This window comes from Streptomyces chattanoogensis, from assembly GCF_001294335.1.
In the GTDB taxonomy this organism is placed as follows: Bacteria; Actinomycetota; Actinomycetes; order Streptomycetales; family Streptomycetaceae; genus Streptomyces; species Streptomyces chattanoogensis.
Window position 1 is genome coordinate 25,998 of sequence record NZ_LGKG01000134.1, and the last position, 16,793, is coordinate 42,790.

General features: G+C 70.7%; 16 protein-coding genes and 1 tRNA gene. 10 read left to right on the forward strand and 7 right to left on the reverse strand.

The window, feature by feature from the left end; translation table 11 throughout:
- Positions 1-482: 482 nt before the first annotated feature.
- The 4 genes from ADL29_RS15990 to ADL29_RS16005 all read right to left on the reverse strand — a co-directional run bounded on the left by ADL29_RS15990 (position 483) and on the right by ADL29_RS16005 (position 5,075).
- Positions 483-1,340 (reverse strand): S-methyl-5'-thioadenosine phosphorylase, encoded by an 858-nt coding sequence (locus ADL29_RS15990; RefSeq protein ID WP_053924312.1) that lies wholly within the window; start codon positions 1,338-1,340, stop codon positions 483-485.
- Between the two features lie 99 nt (positions 1,341-1,439).
- Entirely contained in the window at positions 1,440-1,775 is a 336-nt protein-coding gene (locus ADL29_RS15995) for an FmdB family zinc ribbon protein (protein WP_053924313.1), read from the reverse strand.
- A 136-nt stretch (positions 1,776-1,911) separates the two neighbouring features.
- Positions 1,912-3,213, reverse strand: coding sequence for an MFS transporter (locus tag ADL29_RS16000; RefSeq protein WP_053924314.1), 1,302 nt, complete (start codon positions 3,211-3,213; stop codon positions 1,912-1,914).
- Positions 3,214-3,533: 320 nt separating this feature from the next.
- On the reverse strand, positions 3,534-5,075 hold the full coding sequence (locus ADL29_RS16005) for a potassium/proton antiporter (RefSeq protein ID WP_078971036.1): 1,542 nt from the start codon (positions 5,073-5,075) through the stop codon (positions 3,534-3,536).
- Positions 5,076-5,303: 228 nt separating this feature from the next.
- On the opposite strand from ADL29_RS16005, the gene ADL29_RS16010 reads away from it, so the two are divergent.
- Positions 5,304-8,021: a penicillin acylase family protein gene (locus ADL29_RS16010; protein ID WP_053924316.1), complete on the forward strand. Its 2,718-nt coding sequence runs from the start codon at positions 5,304-5,306 to the stop codon at positions 8,019-8,021.
- Between the two features lie 133 nt (positions 8,022-8,154).
- Here the strand turns inward: ADL29_RS16010 and ADL29_RS16015 are convergent, their stop codons facing one another.
- Positions 8,155-8,844 (reverse strand): 5-formyltetrahydrofolate cyclo-ligase, encoded by a 690-nt coding sequence (locus ADL29_RS16015; protein WP_078971037.1) that lies wholly within the window; start codon positions 8,842-8,844, stop codon positions 8,155-8,157.
- Positions 8,845-8,926: 82 nt separating this feature from the next.
- On the opposite strand from ADL29_RS16015, the gene galU reads away from it, so the two are divergent.
- The 7 genes from galU (at position 8,927) to ADL29_RS16050 (ending at position 14,191) form a co-directional block, all read left to right on the forward strand.
- Positions 8,927-9,829, forward strand: a complete 903-nt coding sequence (gene galU, locus ADL29_RS16020; protein WP_046927597.1) for a UTP--glucose-1-phosphate uridylyltransferase GalU — start codon at positions 8,927-8,929, stop codon at positions 9,827-9,829.
- Positions 9,830-9,833: 4 nt separating this feature from the next.
- The gene (gene glp / locus ADL29_RS16025) at positions 9,834-11,150 is read left to right on the forward strand and encodes a molybdotransferase-like divisome protein Glp (RefSeq protein WP_053924318.1); all 1,317 of its coding nucleotides are present in this window, start codon (positions 9,834-9,836) and stop codon (positions 11,148-11,150) included.
- Between the two features lie 68 nt (positions 11,151-11,218).
- Positions 11,219-11,701 (forward strand): cyclic pyranopterin monophosphate synthase MoaC, encoded by a 483-nt coding sequence (gene moaC / locus ADL29_RS16030; protein ID WP_053924319.1) that lies wholly within the window; start codon positions 11,219-11,221, stop codon positions 11,699-11,701.
- On the forward strand, positions 11,698-12,198 hold the full coding sequence (locus tag ADL29_RS16035; RefSeq protein WP_053924320.1) for a MogA/MoaB family molybdenum cofactor biosynthesis protein: 501 nt from the start codon (positions 11,698-11,700) through the stop codon (positions 12,196-12,198). The genes moaC and ADL29_RS16035 overlap by 4 nt, the downstream gene beginning before the upstream one ends.
- 14 nt (positions 12,199-12,212) lie before the next feature.
- Positions 12,213-12,827 carry a GNAT family N-acetyltransferase gene (locus ADL29_RS16040; protein ID WP_053924321.1) on the forward strand — a complete coding sequence of 205 codons (615 nt, stop codon included), beginning with the start codon at positions 12,213-12,215 and terminating at the stop codon, positions 12,825-12,827.
- Between the two features lie 152 nt (positions 12,828-12,979).
- Positions 12,980-14,017 (forward strand): divisome protein SepX/GlpR, encoded by a 1,038-nt coding sequence (sepX, locus tag ADL29_RS16045; protein ID WP_053924322.1) that lies wholly within the window; start codon positions 12,980-12,982, stop codon positions 14,015-14,017.
- Between the two features lie 101 nt (positions 14,018-14,118).
- Positions 14,119-14,191 (forward strand) — tRNA-Ala (locus tag ADL29_RS16050).
- Here ADL29_RS16050 and ADL29_RS43490 read toward each other — a convergent pair.
- Positions 14,183-14,353, reverse strand: a complete 171-nt coding sequence (locus ADL29_RS43490) for a hypothetical protein (protein ID WP_157878501.1) — start codon at positions 14,351-14,353, stop codon at positions 14,183-14,185. The genes ADL29_RS16050 and ADL29_RS43490 overlap by 9 nt on opposite strands.
- A gap of 173 nt (positions 14,354-14,526) precedes the next feature.
- On the opposite strand from ADL29_RS43490, the gene ADL29_RS16055 reads away from it, so the two are divergent.
- The gene (locus tag ADL29_RS16055) at positions 14,527-15,309 is read left to right on the forward strand and encodes a phytanoyl-CoA dioxygenase family protein (RefSeq protein WP_425424248.1); all 783 of its coding nucleotides are present in this window, start codon (positions 14,527-14,529) and stop codon (positions 15,307-15,309) included.
- A gap of 183 nt (positions 15,310-15,492) precedes the next feature.
- Here the strand turns inward: ADL29_RS16055 and ADL29_RS16060 are convergent, their stop codons facing one another.
- A complete protein-coding gene (locus tag ADL29_RS16060; RefSeq protein ID WP_053924324.1) occupies positions 15,493-15,885 on the reverse strand; it encodes a winged helix-turn-helix transcriptional regulator in 393 nt (130 codons plus the stop codon).
- Positions 15,886-16,046: 161 nt separating this feature from the next.
- On the opposite strand from ADL29_RS16060, the gene ADL29_RS16065 reads away from it, so the two are divergent.
- Positions 16,047-16,754 (forward strand): SDR family NAD(P)-dependent oxidoreductase, encoded by a 708-nt coding sequence (locus ADL29_RS16065; RefSeq protein WP_053924325.1) that lies wholly within the window; start codon positions 16,047-16,049, stop codon positions 16,752-16,754.
- Positions 16,755-16,793 lie beyond the last annotated feature (39 nt).

Below are 16,793 nucleotides of genomic sequence, written 5' to 3' on the forward strand. Positions count from 1 at the left end.
ATGGGGACGCCACTCGATCTTGGCGCATGGCTACCGCCCTCCGGAGAGCGCCGCCGCCGCACATCCGGCCGCCGGCGCCGTTCGTACGACACCGTACGAAGCGCCGGCGGCCAGTGCTGCGGCGGCCATCGCCAGCCCGGCCGCGAGCAGCCGCCGTCGCGTCGCCCGCGGCCAACGGCTCCGGCCGCCGCCGGATCGAACCGGTGCGAAGTGGGGCACTTCACACGGCGGGGGAATCGGAAGGGGCGGATCGGGGAGCGGGGGCGGGGGGAGTCGTAAGCCGGGGGAGGGCGGACCGAGAGGACGCAGGGGGAGAGAAGGGCCGGGCATGTGGTCACCGCCTGTCGTGTGCGTGCGGAATCCGGAACCGGCGATCGGACGACGATCAGCCGGCGATCACCACCGTGCCGGAATATCCCGCAGCCCGCGGCGGGCTGTGGATGACCGTGCCCCTGTGGACAACCCGGTCACCCACACGAGCCTCACGGCAGCTCTATGCCCAGGTCCCAGCCCTCGAGGGCGCTCCCGCACGCGCAGTCGCGGAAGGCGCTGCCGGGCAGTGCGGCGACCGCGTCGAAGAGGACCTCGCGCAGCCGGCCGACGTTGGCGCCGAAGACCTTGAGGACCTCTGCGTGGGAGACGCCGTCGCCGCTCTCGGTGCCCGCGTCCAGGTCGGTGACCAGCGTCAATGACGTGTAGCAGAGGCCGAGCTCGCGGGCGAGCACGGCCTCGGGGTGGCCCGTCATCCCGACCACCGACCAGCCCTGCGCGGCGTGCCAGCGGGACTCCGCGCGGGTGGAGAAGCGAGGGCCTTCGATGACGACGAGGGTGCCGCCGTCGACCGGCTCCCAGTCGCGGCCGCGGGCGGCGGCGAGCGCGGCCCGGCGTCCGGTGGGGCAGTAGGGATCGGCGAACGCCACATGGACGATGTTCGGGACGCTGCCGTCGGGCAGCGGTTCGCCGTCGAAATAGGACTGGTCGCGGGACTTGGTGCGGTCGACGAGCTGATCGGGGACGAGCAGCGTGCCCGGCCCGTATTCGGGGCGCAGTCCGCCGACCGCGCACGGGCCGAGGACCTGCCGTACGCCGACCGAGCGCAGGGCCCACAGGTTGGCGCGGTAGTTGATGCGGTGCGGCGCGAGGTGGTGCCCGCGGCCGTGCCGGGGGAGGAAGGCGACCCGGCGGCCGGCCACCTGGCCCAGGAACAGGGAGTCGCTGGGCGGGCCGTACGGAGTGTCCACCGTGACCTCGGTCACATCGTCCAGGAAGGAGTAGAACCCCGATCCGCCGATCACGCCGATCTCGGCGCCGGTCTTCATGCCAGTCTCCGCGTCAGACATGACGGTCACACTATCGGGGTAGTGCGCGCCGTCGCGCCCGTGTGCCGAAAAAGCCGCGGACCCCGCCGTCGGCGACGGCGGGGTCCGGGGAAGTGCTGGTCAGGCCGCGGAGCTGCTGCTCGAGGACGACGTGGCGGCCGGGGCGGACGCCTTGGCGTCGGAGCCGCCGCTCGACGAGGACGAGGAGCCGGACGAGTCCGAGGAGGACGAGGAGCTCGACGACGAGGAGCTCTTCGCGGGGCTGCTGCTGGACGACGAGCCGCGGCTGTCGTTGCGGTAGAACCCCGAACCCTTGAAGACGATGCCGACCGCCGAGAACACCTTCTTGAGGCGTCCGTTGCAGCTGGGGCACTCGGTGAGCGCGTCGTCGGTGAACTTCTGCACGGCCTCGAGGCCCTCGCCGCACGCGGTGCACTGGTACTGGTAGGTCGGCACTTGACTTCCTCCTGGCACTCTCACTCAATGAGTGCTAACGACGATCCATAGTGCAGTATTCCGGCCCGTCAGTCCACTGTTGACCGGCTGACGGTGACCGACTCCACGTCCGGGCGGGCGCTCACCATGCCGTTGTTCAGGCGCTCGCCAGCTCCCGTTCCCGGTCCTCGGCGACGGCACCGGCCTGGTCCTGGGTGTCGTGCGTGGCGCCGCCGGTGACCGCGGACGCGGCGCGGGGCAGCAGGTGTCCGCGCAGCGTCAGCAGCACCGTCAGCGCCAGCGCCGTACCGGCCAGCGGCACCAGGAACCCGGTGCTCGGGCCGAAGCGGTCCGTCAGCTGGCCGGCCACGGAGGACGCGGCCGCCTGGCCCAGCGCCACCGCGCCGGTCAGCCAGGTGAAGGCCTCCGTACGGGCGGCGGCCGGCACCAGCGACTCGACCAGGGTGTAGCCGGAGATCAGGGCCGGGGCGATGCACAGGCCGACGACGAGGCCGACGGCGGCCAGCAGCGGCACCGCGGTCACCGCCCACAGCGGGGTGGTGGCCAGCGTCAGCAGCCCGTAGCCCACCAGGACCCGGCGCCGCGGGCCGACCTTCCAGGCGATGGCGCCGCAGGCGATGCCCGCGAGCATGTTGCCGGCCGCGAAGATCCCGTAGAGGACGCCGTTGATGCCGGGGTGCCCGATGTGCTGGGTGAAGGCGGTCAGCGAGACCTGCATGCCGCCGAAGACGGTGCCGATGCCGAGGAACGCGGCGATCAGGACCCGTACGCCGGGCACCGACAGCGCCGAGCCCTGCGGCCGGCCGCCGGACTGCGCCCGGTGGACGGGCGGCTGGGTGCGCCGCTGGGAGGCGAACAGCAGACCGCCGGCGAGGGTGAGGACGGCCTCGGCGATCAGGCCGGCCGCCGGGTGGATGCCGGTGCACAGCGCGGTCGCCAGCACCGGGCCGACGACGAAGGTGAACTCGTCGGTGACCGACTCGAAGGCGGCGGCCGTCGGCATCAGCGGGCTGCCGCCGAGCCTGGCCGCCCAGCGGGCCCGCACCATCGGGCCGACCTGCGGCGTCGAGGCGCCGGTGGGGACGGCGACGGCGAGCAGCGCCCACAGGGGGGCGTGCGCGAGGGCGAGGGTGATCAGGGCCGCGACACCGGCGACATGCACCAGGACGCCGGGGAGCAGGACCGCGCGCTGGCCGAAGCGGTCGGCGAGCTTGCCGCTCTGCGGGGCGAACAGGGCCATCGAGACACCGGTGGCGGCGGTCACCGCGCCGGCGGAGCCGTAGGAGCCGGTGGTCGACTGGACGAGCAGGGTGATGCCGATGGTCAGCATCGCGAAGGGTTGCCGGGCCAGAAAGCCGGGCAGCAGGAATGTCCATGCACCGGGGGTGCGCAGCAGTTGTCCGTAACCGGGACGGGAGTCCTTGACCGCGGATGCCACGGCCGGGCCTTTCTGCCGCCTGGTAGCGCGCCGCCGCGAGGTCGTCACGGGTACGCGCCGAGAGCTGTCCTCTCGCGCAGGACCGAGTGATACCGCGTGGTCCCCACTAAGGAAGTGGCTGCGTGTGTGGCAGTGGACCGCGGCCGCCGAGCGGTCGCGCCAGCTCTGCGTCAGGCAGAGTTGGTTCGTTCAGGGTGATTCGAGTGTTGCTTCCTTCATAGTACAGATCGCAGCCCGTGAAGCCCTGGGATTAACCAGGGCTTCACGGGGATTTCCTTGGTATCCGTGGAGAGATGCGGCACATACCGGCCGGTCGGGAGTCAGCGGCCTTCGCGTCTGTGCCCGCGCAGATGGCCGTGCCCGTGCGTCGCGCCCGTCCCCAGCCAGCCGGCCAGCTTGCCGCCCTGCGAGACCGCTTGGAGCCGCCGCTCGGCCGCGTCTCGCACCGGATCGGTGGCCACCACCAGCAGCTCGTCGCCGTGCCGCAGCACGGTCGCCGGCGACGGCACGAAGCTGGAGCCGTCCCGTACGACCAGGGTGACCGCGGCCCCCTTGGGCATCCGCAGCTCGCTCACCTCGACGCCGTGCATCCGGGAGGCGGGCCCGATGGAGGTGGACAGCAGATGGCCGCGCAGCCGCTCCAGGGGGGCCGACTCGATGCCCAGGTCGGCGGCCTCTGTTCCGTCGGCATCACCGATCCGAAGCCGCCGGGCGAGCCAGGGCAGCGTCGGGCCCTGGATGAGGGTGTAGACCACGACGAGGACGAAGACGATGTTGAAGACGTGTTCGCTGCCGGGGATCTTGGTGACCATCGGGATGGTGGCCAGGACGATGGGCACCGCGCCGCGCAGTCCCGCCCACGACAGCAGGGTCTTCTCCTGCCAGGGCATGGTGAAGGGCAGCAGGCTCACGAACACCGACAGCGGGCGCGCCACGATGGTCAGGATCATGCCGATGACCAGGGCCGGGACTATGTCGCCCAGGAGGTTGTGCGGGGTGACCAGCAGGCCCAGCAGGACGAACATGCCGATCTGGCCGATCCAGCCGAGCCCCTCGGCGAAGCCGCGGGTGGCCGGGGCGTGCGGCAGTTTGGCGTTGCCGAGGACCACGGCGGCCAGATAGACGGCGAGGAATCCGGAGCCGTGTGCCAGGGCGCCGGCCGCGTAGGCGGAGACCGCGATGGCCATGACGGCGATCGGGTAGAGGCCGGAGGCGGGCAGCGCCACATGCCGCATGCCGTACGCGCCGAGCCAGCCGACCGCCAGCCCGACGGCGGCGCCGATCGCCAGCTCCAGGGCTATCTTCCCCAGCAGGGCGGACCAGTGCTCGACCGGTCCGGCGGCGGAGAAGGCGACGACCAGGATGACCACCGGGGCGTCGTTGAAGCCCGATTCGGCTTCCAGCACACCCGTCAGGCGGGAGGGCAGCGGCACATTGCGCAGCACGGAGAAGACCGCGGCCGCGTCCGTCGAGGAGACCACCGCGCCGATCAGCAGCGCCTGACGCCATTCGAGTCCGGCCAGATAGTGCGCTCCGGCCGCGGTGACCCCCACGCTCACCGCGACGCCGACCGTCGAGAGCAGGGCCGCCTTGGGCAGCGCCGGCCGGATCTCTTTCCACTTGGTGCCCAGACCGCCCTCGGCCAGGATCACGACCAGGGCGGCATAGCCCAGGAGTTGGGTCAGTTCGGCGTTGTCGAAGACGATGCCGCCGGGGCCGTCCTGCCCTATGGCGACGCCTATCCCCAGGTAGATGAGCAGGCTGGGGAGCCCGCTGCGCGAGGAGATCCGTACCGCGGCGACGGCGATGAGCAGTACGAGCGAGCAGACCAGCAGGAGTTGATTGAGGTGGTCGACAGTCAGGAGCCGGTCCTTTCTCGCACGGGGGCCGGGAGGGGCGCGTCCAACGGGTGGTTTCGGGCTTTACGGGTGCTTACGGGCCTGTGATCCTTACCCTATCTAGTTACTGAGACTAACAATTTACCATTGTTTGAAACTTTGATGTGCTGGTGGTGACTCCGCGTAGGGCTTGCCGGACCCGTGCGCCTATGGTTGCTCCAGCACTCCCACCCTGCCCCTCGAAGGACAGAGATGCCCGCCAACAAGTCCGGCCCAGCCCCAAAGAAGAAGAAGGGGCGGCGCGGCCGCCTCGTCGCCATCACGGTCGTGCTGCTGCTCGTGGCGGGTATCGGCTGCGGTGCGTACTGGGGCGTCAGTACCGTGCGCGCCTCCTTCCCGGAGACCACCGGCTCCCTCAAACTCTCCGGTCTGAGCCACCCGGTGAACGTCTCGCGGGACGGCAACGGCATCCCGCAGATCTACGCCGACACCGATGAGGACCTCTTCCGCGCCCAGGGATACGTCCAGGCCCAGGACCGCTTCTGGGAGATGGACGTCCGCCGTCATCTGACGGCCGGCCGCCTGTCGGAGATGTTCGGCAAGGGCCAGGTCAAGACCGATGAATTCCTGCGCACCCTCGGCTGGCGCCACGTCGCGCAGAAGGAGTACGACACCAAGCTGTCGCCGAGCACCAAGAAATACCTCCAGGCCTACTCCGACGGCGTCAACGCCTACCTCAAGGACCACCAGGGCTCGGCGCTGTCCCTCGAGTACGCGGCGCTGGGCCTCGAGAACGACTACGCGCCCGAGAAGTGGACGCCGGTCGACTCGGTCGCCTGGCTCAAGGCGATGGCCTGGGACCTGCGCGGCAACATGCAGGAGGAGATCGACCGCTCCCTGATGACCAGCCGCTTCAAGCCGGAGCAGATCGCCCAGCTCTACCCGGCATACCCGTACAAGCGGAACAAGCCGATCGTCGAGGGCGGTTCGGTCGACCCGGCCAGCAAGCGGTTCCGGCCGAAGAACGCCAAGGGCGGCGCCAACGCCACGCCGGCCGGCAACGCCACCGCGGGCCTGCAGTCGCAGCTGTCCTCGCTGTCCAAGACCCTCGACAAGGTCCCGGCGCTGCTCGGCCCCAACGGCAACGGCATCGGCTCCAACTCCTGGGTCGTCTCCGGTGACCACACCACCACCGGCAAGCCGCTGCTGGCCAACGACCCGCACCTGGCACCGCAGATGCCCTCGCTCTGGTACCAGATGGGCCTGCACTGCCGTACCACCGGCCCCCGGTGCAACTACGACGTCTCCGGCTTCACCTTCTCGGGCATGCCCGGCGTCGTCATCGGCCACAACCAGAACATCTCCTGGGGCATGACCAACCTGGGCGCCGATGTCTCCGACCTCTACCTGGAGAAGATCAGCGCCGACGGCTACCTCTTCGACAACAAGCAGCGCCCGTTCCTCACCCGCAAGGAGACCATCAAGGTCGCCGGCGGGGAGGACCGTCACATCACCGTCCGCGCCACCCAGAACGGCCCGATCGTCTCCGACCGCGACGACGAGCTGACCCACGTCGGCAAGGACGCCCCGGTCGGCAACGCCGCCCCGGACCGCGGCGACGGCTACGCCGTATCGCTGCGCTGGACCGCCCTGGACCCCGGCAGGTCCATGGACGCCGTCTTCGAGATCGACCGCGCCACGGACTGGACGGGCTTCCGCAGGGCCGCCGCGCACTTCGAGGTCCCGTCCCAGAACCTGATCTACGCCGACACCAAGGGCAACATCGGCTACCAGGCGCCCGGCACGATCCCGGTCCGCGGTGCCGGCGACGGCACCTACCCCGCGCCCGGCTGGGACCGGAAGTACCGCTGGAAGGGCTACATCCCGCAGTCGGCCCTGCCCTACGAGTACAACCCCGAGCGCGGCTACATCGTCACCGCCAACCAGGCCGTCGTCGACGAGGACAAGTACCCCTACCTCCTCACCAAGGACTGGGGCTACGGCGCCCGCAGCCAGCGGATCAATGACCTGATCCAGTCGAGGATCAAGGACGGCGGCAAGGTCTCCACGGACGATATGCAGGCCTTCCAGAAGGACAACAGCAGCGAGATCGCCCGGCTGCTGACCCCGTACCTGACGAAGATCGACATCAAGGACAAGTACGTCCGCGACGCCCAGCGGCTGCTGGAGGGCTGGGACTTCACCCAGGAGCCCGACTCCGCCGCGGCCGCCTACTTCAACGCCGTCTGGCGCAACACGCTCAAGCTTGCCTTCGGCAACAAGATGCCCAAGGAGCTGCGGGTCGAGGGCCAGTGCCTGGCCGTCCGCCCGGCGGACGAGACCGGCCCCGCCGACGACCTCGACAAGTGGGTGCGCGAATGCGGCGAGCGGGCCCCCGACTCGGCGCAGCCCGACGGCGGCGACCGCTGGTACGAGGTGGTCCGGGGCATCCTGGACGACCCCCACAACGCCTGGTGGAAGACCGAGGACCGGCCCGGCCACCCCGGTGACAAGAACCGTGACCAGCTCCTCGCGGAGGCCATGAAGGACGCCCGCTACGAGCTGACCGCCAAGCTCGGCAAGAACATCGACAACTGGAGCTGGGGCCGCCTGCACCAGCTGTACCTGAACAACCAGACGCTGGGCACCGACGGACCCGGCCCCCTGCAGGGCCTGTTCAACCGCGGCCCGTGGAACGTCGGCGGCGGCGAGGCCGCGGTGGACGCCACCGGCTGGAACGCCGCGGGCGGCTACAAGGTCACCTGGGTCCCGTCCATGCGGATGGTCGTCAACCTCGCCGACCTCGACAAATCCCGCTGGATCAACCTCACCGGCGCCTCCGGGCACGCCTACAACGACCACTACTACGACCAGACCGACAAGTGGGCCAAGGGCGAGCTGCTGCCCTGGGCGTTCAGCGAGGCGGCCGTCAAGCAGAAGGCCAAGGACACCCTGACCCTGACGCCATGAGAACGACAGGCTGACGGAGACGCCGTAAGGCCGCGCACAGCAATCCCGCACAGCGGGCCCACGCCGTCGGGCGGGCCGGGAACCCCCGGCCCGCCCGACGGCGTTTCCGGATCATGACGGTGTCATGGCGGTGTCAGGGCACGTCCGAGGGCGGCCGCCGGAAGCGGTGCACCCCCGAGGGCGTCACCGCCGCATCCACCGGGCGGTCGTGCGCCTCGGCCGGCACCTCGTCCAGCACCTCCGCGTCGTACAGCAGCACCACCAGCGCGGCCGGCGACGCGGCCCGCTCCAGCCGCGCCAGCACCCGGTCGTACGACCCGCCCCCGCGCCCCAGCCGCAGCCCCCGCCGGTCCACGGCGAGACCGGGCAGCAACACCACATCCGCCTCCGTGACGGCCTCGAGCCCGAGCCGCTCACCGCCGGGCTCCAGCAGCCCCCACCCGGCCCGTACGAGCCGCTCGGCGCCCTCGTACACCGCCCATTCCAGATCGTTGTCCGGCAGCAGTACGGGCAGCAGCACCCGCACCCCCGCCGCCCGCAGCCGCTCCAGCAGCGGACGGGTGGAAGGCTCGTTCCCGATGGAGACATAGGCGGCAACCGTGGGCGGAACGGCCGCACCGGAGGATTCATCCGGCTTTTCCGGGCCCTCCCCGGATTCCATCGAGCGGAATTCCGCCAATTCCAGCGTCCGGCGGGCCAGCGATTCCCCCGTCGCCGCGACGACATCCGGCGGCAACGATCTCCTTACCTCCAGGAGATCCCGCCGCAACCTGCGCTTTCTACCGTGATCGGAACCGTGATCCGAGTCGTGACCAGAGTTCATTTGTGGGCCCTTGCTCCCGCTCTCATGCTCTATTCACCAGACCCTCATCATCGTTCCGAATGGGCCGGTTATGGTGTCGCGCATGACCCCATCGCACACGCGGATCAGCAAGGCTGTCATCCCGGCAGCCGGCCTCGGCACCCGGTTTCTCCCCGCCACGAAGGCCACGCCCAAGGAGATGCTCCCGGTCGTCGACAAGCCCGCCATCCAATACGTGGTGGAGGAGGCGGTCGCCGCCGGACTCTCCGACGTCCTGATGGTGACCGGCCGCAACAAGCGCCCCCTCGAGGACCACTTCGACCGCAACTACGAACTCGAAGAGGCCCTGCACCGCAAGGGTGACCAGTCCCGGCTCGCCAGGGTCCAGGAGTCCAGCGACCTGGCGACGATGCACTACGTACGGCAGGGCGACCCCAGGGGCCTGGGCCACGCCGTGCTGTGCGCCGCCCCGCACGTCGGCGACCAGCCCTTCGCGGTCCTCCTCGGTGACGACCTCATCGACCCCCGCGACCCGCTGCTGCAGCGCATGGTCGAGATACAGGAGCAGTACGGCGGCTCCGTCATCGCCCTGATGGAGGTCGACCCGTCCCAGATCCACCTGTACGGGTGTGCGGCCGCCACCCCCACCGGTGACGACGACGTGGTCGTGGTCTCCGACCTGGTGGAGAAGCCCGACCCCTCGGAGGCCCCCAGCAACCTCGCCATCATCGGCCGGTATGTCCTCGACCCGGCCGTTTTCGAGGTGCTGCGCAAGACCGAGCCGGGCCGCGGCGGCGAGATCCAGCTGACCGACGCCCTCCAGGCGCTGGCGGCCGACCCCGCCCTCGGGGGCCCCGTACACGGTGTCGTCTTCAAGGGCCGGCGCTATGACACCGGAGACCGTGGCGACTACCTGCGTGCCATTGTCAGACTGGCATGCGAACGTGAAGACCTGGGCCCGGACTTCAGGGCCTGGCTGCGCAGTTACGTCACCGAGGAGATGTAGGACGTTGAACGGCACCACCGACCAGACCCGCCACCAGGACCGCGTCTGGTCGGTGGCCGAGCACCTCGACGACGTCCTGTCGAAGATCCCCCCGCTCGAGCCGATCGAGCTGCAACTCCTCGACGCCCAGGGCTGCGTCCTGGTGGAGGACATCACGGTCCCCGTGGCCCTGCCGCCCTTCGACAACAGCTCCATGGACGGCTATGCCGTCCGGGTCGCCGATGTCGCGGGCGCCACCGAGGAGTTCCCCGCCGCCCTCACCGTCATCGGCGATGTCGCGGCGGGCAGCGGCGAGCTGCCCGCGGTCGGCCCCGGCGAGGCGGCCCGGATCATGACCGGCGCCCCGGTGCCGCCCGGCGCCGAGGCGGTCGTCCCCGTCGAATGGACCGACGGCGGCAGCGGCGAGGGCCCGGCCGCCACCATGCGCGCCCACAGCGCCGCCCCCCAGGACGCCACCGGCGAGGTCCGCGTCCACCGCCCCGTGGAGCCCCGGGCCCACATCCGCGACCGGGGCAGTGATGTCTCCGCCGGCGAGCCGGCCCTGCGCGCCGGTACGGTCCTCGGCCCGCCCCAGATCGGCCTGCTGGCCGCCATCGGCCGCGGCACGGTCCGGGTACGGCCCCGCCCCCGCGTCGTCGTGATGTCCACCGGCAGCGAACTGGTCCAGCCCGGCGAGGCGTTGGGCCCCGGCCAGATCCACGACTCCAACAGCTTCCAGCTCACCGCCGCCGCCCGCGACGCCGGCGCCATCGCCTACCGCGTCGGCGCCGTCGCCGACGACGCCGAGTCCCTCCGCGCCACCCTGGAGGACCAGCTCATCCGCGCCGACATCCTCGTCACCAGCGGCGGCGTCAGCGTCGGCGCCTACGACGTCGTCAAGGAGACCCTCGCCGAGTTCTCCGCGGAGGAGGGCACGGTCGAGTTCCGCAAGCTGGCCATGCAGCCCGGCAAGCCCCAGGGCTTCGGCCTCATCGGCCCCGACCGCACCCCCCTCATGGCGCTCCCCGGCAACCCCGTGAGCTCGTACGTCTCCTTCGAGCTCTTCGTCCGCCCCGCCATCCGCACCCTGATGGGCCTGCCGGACGTCCACCGCCCCACCACCCGGGCCGAGTGCACCGAGCCCATCGCCTCCTCGCCCGGGGGGAAGCGGCAGTTCCTGCGCGGCTCCTACGACCCGGAAACCGCCAAGGTCACCCCGGTGGGCGGCGCCGGCTCCCATCTGATCAAGGCCCTTGCGCACGCCAACGCCCTGATCATCGTCCCGGAGGAGAGCACGGAGGTGGCCGCGGGCGACAAGGTGGAGGTCGTCCTGCTCGGGTAGCGGCCGACCGGTGCGGGTACGGTGTCGTCCCACAGGCGCGGCACGGCACGGTCCGGACCAGGAGAACGATGAGCAGCGGCCAGCAACACCTCACCCACCTCGACGCGGCGGGCGCGGCCCGGATGGTCGACGTATCGGAGAAGGACGTCACCGCCCGCACCGCCCGCGCCCGCGGCCGCGTCCTGGTATCGCCGCAGGTCATCGAGCTGCTCCGGGGTGAGGGCATGCCGAAGGGCGACGCCCTGGCCACCGCCCGGATCGCCGGCATCATGGGCGCCAAGCGCACCCCCGAGCTGATCCCCCTGTGTCACCCCCTGTCCGTCTCCGGCGTCAAGGTGGACCTGACCGTCAGCGATGACGCCGTCGAGATCGCCGCCACCGTCAAGACCACCGACCGCACCGGCGTCGAGATGGAGGCGCTCACCGCCGTCTCCGTCGCCGCCCTCACCGTCGTCGACATGATCAAGGCCGTCGACAAGGCGGCCGTCATCTCCGACATCCGCGTGGAGGAGAAGACCGGCGGCAAGTCCGGCGACTGGAGCCGCTCGTGAGCGCCGCCCGCGCCCTGGTCGTCACGGCCTCCAACCGCGCCGCCGCCGGCGTCTACCCCGACCGGGGCGGCCCGCTGATCGCCGAGGGCCTCACGGCCCTGGGCTTCGAGGTGGACGGCCCCCAGGTCGTCCCCGACGGCGACCCGGTCGAGGCCGCCCTGCGCGCCGGGGTGGCCGCCGGCTACTCGGTCATCCTCACCACCGGCGGGACGGGCATCTCGCCCACCGACCGCACCCCCGATGCCACCCGCCGGGTCCTGGACTACGAGGTCCCCGGCATCCCCGAGGCGATCCGCGCGGCCGGCCGCGGCACGGTCCCAACCGCCGCCCTCTCCCGGGGCCTGGCGGGCGTGGCCGGCACGACCTTGATCGTCAACCTCCCCGGCTCCACCGGCGGTGTCCGCGACGGCCTGGCCGTCCTCGGCGACCTCCTGCTGCACGCCGTCGACCAGATCCGCGGCGGGGACCACCCCAGACCCACCGGGAGCCCGAGCTGAACGCGTTCTGGCCGGTGGTCCTCTCGGAGGGGGACGTCACCCTCCGCCCGATAAAGCTGCGCGACCAGCGCCCGTGGCGGGAGGTCAACCGCCGCAACCGCGACTGGCTGCGCCCCTGGGAAGCCACCATCCCGCCGCCCCCGCCCGGCGTCGTGCCGCCGCACCGCCCCACGTACCGCCAGATGGTCCGCCATCTGCGCGCCGAGGCACACGCCGGCCGCATGCTGCCGTTCGTCATCGAATACCGCGGACAACTCGCCGGACAGCTGACGGTCGCCGGAATTACCTGGGGCTCGATGTGCTCGGGCCATATCGGCTACTGGGTGGACCAGGAAGTCGCCGGCCGCGGCGTCATGCCGACCGCCGTGGCGCTCGCCGTGGACCACTGCTTCCGCGCCGTGGGACTGCACCGCATCGAGGTCTGTATTCGGCCGGAAAACATCCCCAGCCGCCGGGTCGTCGAGAAACTCGGCTTCCGTGAGGAAGGCATCCGCCCGCGCTATCTCCACATCGACGGCGCCTGGCGCGACCACGCGGTTTTCGCCCTCACCGCCGAAGAAGTGCCCGAAGGCCTGCTCAACCGCTGGCGGCAGCACCGGCCGAGCACGCCCGGCGCACCCCACAAATAAAATAAATGTTCGAATATGCCGTCGGGGGCGACCGCATTCCCGACGATCGCGCGCCTACAATCACAAAAAAAGTTCGAGATATCAGCCAGATCGTGCGACACACCGGCCCAATTGGCGGATGGCCCCGCGCAAACCCCTCTACCGTGTGAGTTGTGAGAAGCAGCGGCCTCATCTACGCAGTCATCGTCGGGGCCTGGGCCGCCTATTTGGTGCCGATGTGGCTCCGTAGGCAGGACGAGCTCAACGAGGCCCGTCCGACCGAACGCTTCAGCACTGCCATCCGGCTCCTGTCCGGACGTGCGGCCATGCAACGCCGTTACGACAAGGGGCAGGAGGAGTGTCCTGCCGACGATGCCGCCGACGAGCAGCGCCCGGACGCCCTGGCCGACGAGCCGGACGCCGGGCCCTTCGGTGACCCCGAACCGCCGGCCGAGGCCGGGATCGAGGCCCCCCACACCCGGGTGCAGTCGGCCCCGCCCCGCCCGTCCCTCGCCGAGCGGACCAAGCGCGCCAAGGTCCTCGCCCGCCGCCGGCGCACCATCACCGTCCTGTTCCTCACCTTCACCGTCGGCGCCATCGCCGCCGCGGTCGGCGGCCTCCCCTTCCTCTGGGCCCCCGCCGTCCCCGCCGCCCTGCTGACCGCGTACATCGTCTACCTCCGCGTCCAGGAGCGGCGCCGCTTCGTCTTCACGATGGACCAGCGCAAGGCGGAGGCCGCCGCGCAACGACTGCGGGAGGGCCGCCCCCGCCCTCACCAGGCGGCCGACCAGCCGCCCGCCGACGACCACCCGGCCGACGCACACGCTGACGCCCCCGCCCACGCGGCCCCCGAACCACCCCGCCCGGCCGCTCCCACTTCCCACCACACCGCAGGCCGCCGCGCCCTCGTCGAGGAGACCGACCACGCCGAGTGGGTCGACCAGCAGCGCGAACGCGAACGCCCCCGCCCCGCCTCCGGCAGCTGGGAGCCCGTCCCGGTCCCCCTCCCCACCTACGTCACCGCCCCGGTCGCCCCCCGGGCCACCAGCCACGTGGACCTCGACACCGACGACGCCTGGAGCTCCGCCCGCTCCAGCGCCGCCCCCGAGCAGCCCCACGACACCCCCCAGCCCGACCGCCGCCCCCGGGGCCGCACCCCCCTCTTCGACCAGTACGAGGACGAGGACCGCCCCCGCGCCGCGAACGAGTGACCCACGCCGCACCGGCGAACGGGTGGCGGCCCTCCACTGACCAGCACCGGAAGCGATTTCCGAGCACCGCGAACGAGATGCTAGAGTTTCACTCGTCGCAAGGGCCTGTGGCGCAGCTGGTAGCGCACCTCGTTCGCAACGAGGGGGTCAGGGGTTCGAATCCCCTCAGGTCCACAGACAGCAGGAAAGTTCTTGAGTTGGCTCAGGAACGGTTGACGAGATCCCGCCGATCATGATGATCGGCGGGATCTTTGTCGTTTCCGGGGCCTGTTCGGCGCTTTTCGGGGTGGTGGACGGCAGCGCATCGCGGTGGTGAGTGTGCTGATTCTCTGTCATGCGTCATGCGTCATGCGTCATGCGTCATGTGCGCGCGGCGGCCGGCCTGACAACGGCAACTCCTCCCACAGCCGCTACACCGCGATCAATGCCGGTGTCCTGACATCAGCCGTGCAGAAATTGTCGGGCGGGTGCTGCCGCCTCGATGACACGTTGACAGCATGAGTGAATCGATGATCAGTGACGACGATGTGTCCGAGTTCGTGGAGAAGGGGTTCCTCCGTGTGGAGGGGGCGTTCTCGCGCGATCTCGCGGCGGAGTGCCGGGAGATCATGTGGCGGGACATCGATGGTGAGCCCGATGACCCGGCGACGTGGAAGAGCCCCGTGGTGCGGCTCGGCGCCTATGGGCAAGAGCCCTTCCGGGCCGCTGCCAACTCGCCTCGGCTGCACGCCGCGTTCGATGCCCTCGTCGGCGAGGGGCGCTGGGCGCCGCTGGGCGGGCTCGGCACGTTCCCCGTGCGGTTCCGCAGCGACCAGGAGCCAGGCGACGACGGATGGCACATCGATGCGAGCTTCCCGGGAGACGATCCCGCCGACTTCATGTCCTACCGGGTGAATGTCGCTTCCCGGGGGCGGTGGCTGCTGATGCTGTTCCTGATGTCCGATGTGGGGGAGGACGACGCGCCTACCCGGATCCGGGTCGGTTCCCACCTGGACGTCGCCGCACTTCTCGAACCCGAGCGAGAGGCCGGCCTGTCTTTCATGAACCTCGCCGAGCGCGCCGTGCCCGCCACCGAACACCGACCGCTTGCCATGGCCACGGGCCGGGCTGGGGACGTCTACCTCTGTCACCCCTTCCTCGTACATGCCGCGCAACCCCACCGGGGTGTCGAACCCCGCTTCATGGCGCAGCCGCCGCTGCTTCCCCACCCGGGGCAGGGTCCGAGCATCGAACGCCCCGATGGCGACTACTCCCCTGTGGAGACCGCGATTCGCCGAGGCATCGGACGCTGACGCCCTTTCGTGCGGGGGGCTCGTAGGGCGTGGTGATCTCCTTGCTTTGCGTGGTGCTCGTGGCCGGCGCGGCCATTGCCCTTGGCTTGGGGCTCTTCGGGCTGAGCGGCATGCTCTCGCTCATCAGTGACTGACCCGCGCAGTACAGCAGCGCAGTACAGCAACTGTGGTGTTCGCGTGGTTCTAGGACGGATGGGCCGCGTCGTAGCGGCGGCGGTTGTCGTTGATCTCGTGCCGGTGGGTGGTGGCCCACTCTCCGAGGGCGATGGCGGAGTCCAGCAGCGTGGTGCCGAGTTCGGTCAGCGTGTACTCCACGCGTGGCGGGACGCCGGCGTGGACGGTGCGGGTCAGCAGGCCGTCGCGTTCCAGCTGCCGGAGCGTCAGCGTGAGCATGCGCTGGGAGATGCCGGTGACGGCGCGGTGCAGCTCACCGAAGCGCAGGGTGCCGTCGCGGAGTTGGCCGATGACCAGGATGCTCCACTTGTCGCCGATCAGCGAGAGGATCCGCAGCACCTGCCGGCAGACGTCCTCCTCCGACTCGCCGGGCGCCGGCGACGGGTTGGTGCGGGGAGCCATGGGTTACCTCCGTGTGCGTCACTGACATCAATGTGCCGTCTTGCCGACGCCACCGTAGTGACGAACCATATGGCTACGCACAAAGCGTAAGTAATGGCGGACGCACGGGAGTTGGAGTCTGGCTGTCGTCGGACGGACCGCTGCGACGGGGAGGAACTGCTGTGGCGAAGACGCTCGTGATTGTCGGTGCGGGACCAGGGCTGGGGATGGGCGTGGCGCGCGCGTTCGGCCGTAACGGGTTTCGGGTCGCGCTGATCGCGCGTACCAAGGGGAGGCTGGACGGTCTGGTCGACGATCTGGCCGGGCTGGGGATCACCGCCGCCGGCTTCCCGGCCGACATCCGCGACCGCGATGCCCTCACCGCCGCTCTCACCGCGGCGAGGCGCACGCTGGGTCCGGCCGACGTACTGGAATTCAGCCCGAGCCCGACCGGGCCGATCACGCACGCGGCGCAGACCACGGTCGCCTCGGTCACCGCGCAGTTCGAGCTGCATGTGCTGGGAGCCGTGACCGCCGTGGAGCATGTGCTGCCGGACATGCGGGCCCGAGGAGCGGGCACGCTGCTGCTGACCACCGGCGTTTCCTCGACGGTTCCGGCCCCCTTCCTGGCCAATGTCGGCATGGCCATGGCCGGCCTGCGGAACTGGGCACACGCCCTGCATACCGAACTCGAGCCGGAAGGGGTCCACGTGGGTACGGTGACCATCGCTTCCGGCATTGTCCCGGGCGGCGGTGAGACCGATCCCGACGCCATCGGAGCCCGGTACTACCGGATGTACGAGCGGCGGGACCGCGCCGAAGAAGTCATCGGCGATGTGGGCGCGTTCCGGGCCCTTGTGGGGCGGGGCGGCTGTCAGGCCCGCCGTTGACGCTGATCTGGCCAAGGAGCAGACGTTCGGGCCGCACCG

Bases quoted from the DNA above. Each gene is read 5' to 3' on its own strand.
- ADL29_RS16055 (WP_425424248.1), top strand. From the start codon at position 14,527: ATGATCAGTGACGACGATGTGTCCGAGTTCGTGGAGAAGGGGTTCCTC.
- galU (WP_046927597.1), top strand. From the start codon at position 8,927: ATGACCCCATCGCACACGCGGATCAGCAAGGCTGTCATCCCGGCAGCC.
- ADL29_RS16015 (WP_078971037.1), bottom strand. From the start codon at position 8,844: ATGAACTCTGGTCACGACTCGGATCACGGTTCCGATCACGGTAGAAAG.
- ADL29_RS43490 (WP_157878501.1), bottom strand. From the start codon at position 14,353: ATGACAGAGAATCAGCACACTCACCACCGCGATGCGCTGCCGTCCACC.
- ADL29_RS16010 (WP_053924316.1), top strand. From the start codon at position 5,304: ATGCCCGCCAACAAGTCCGGCCCAGCCCCAAAGAAGAAGAAGGGGCGG.
- ADL29_RS15990 (WP_053924312.1), bottom strand. From the start codon at position 1,340: ATGTCTGACGCGGAGACTGGCATGAAGACCGGCGCCGAGATCGGCGTG.
- ADL29_RS16060 (WP_053924324.1), bottom strand. From the start codon at position 15,885: ATGGCTCCCCGCACCAACCCGTCGCCGGCGCCCGGCGAGTCGGAGGAG.
- moaC (WP_053924319.1), top strand. From the start codon at position 11,219: ATGAGCAGCGGCCAGCAACACCTCACCCACCTCGACGCGGCGGGCGCG.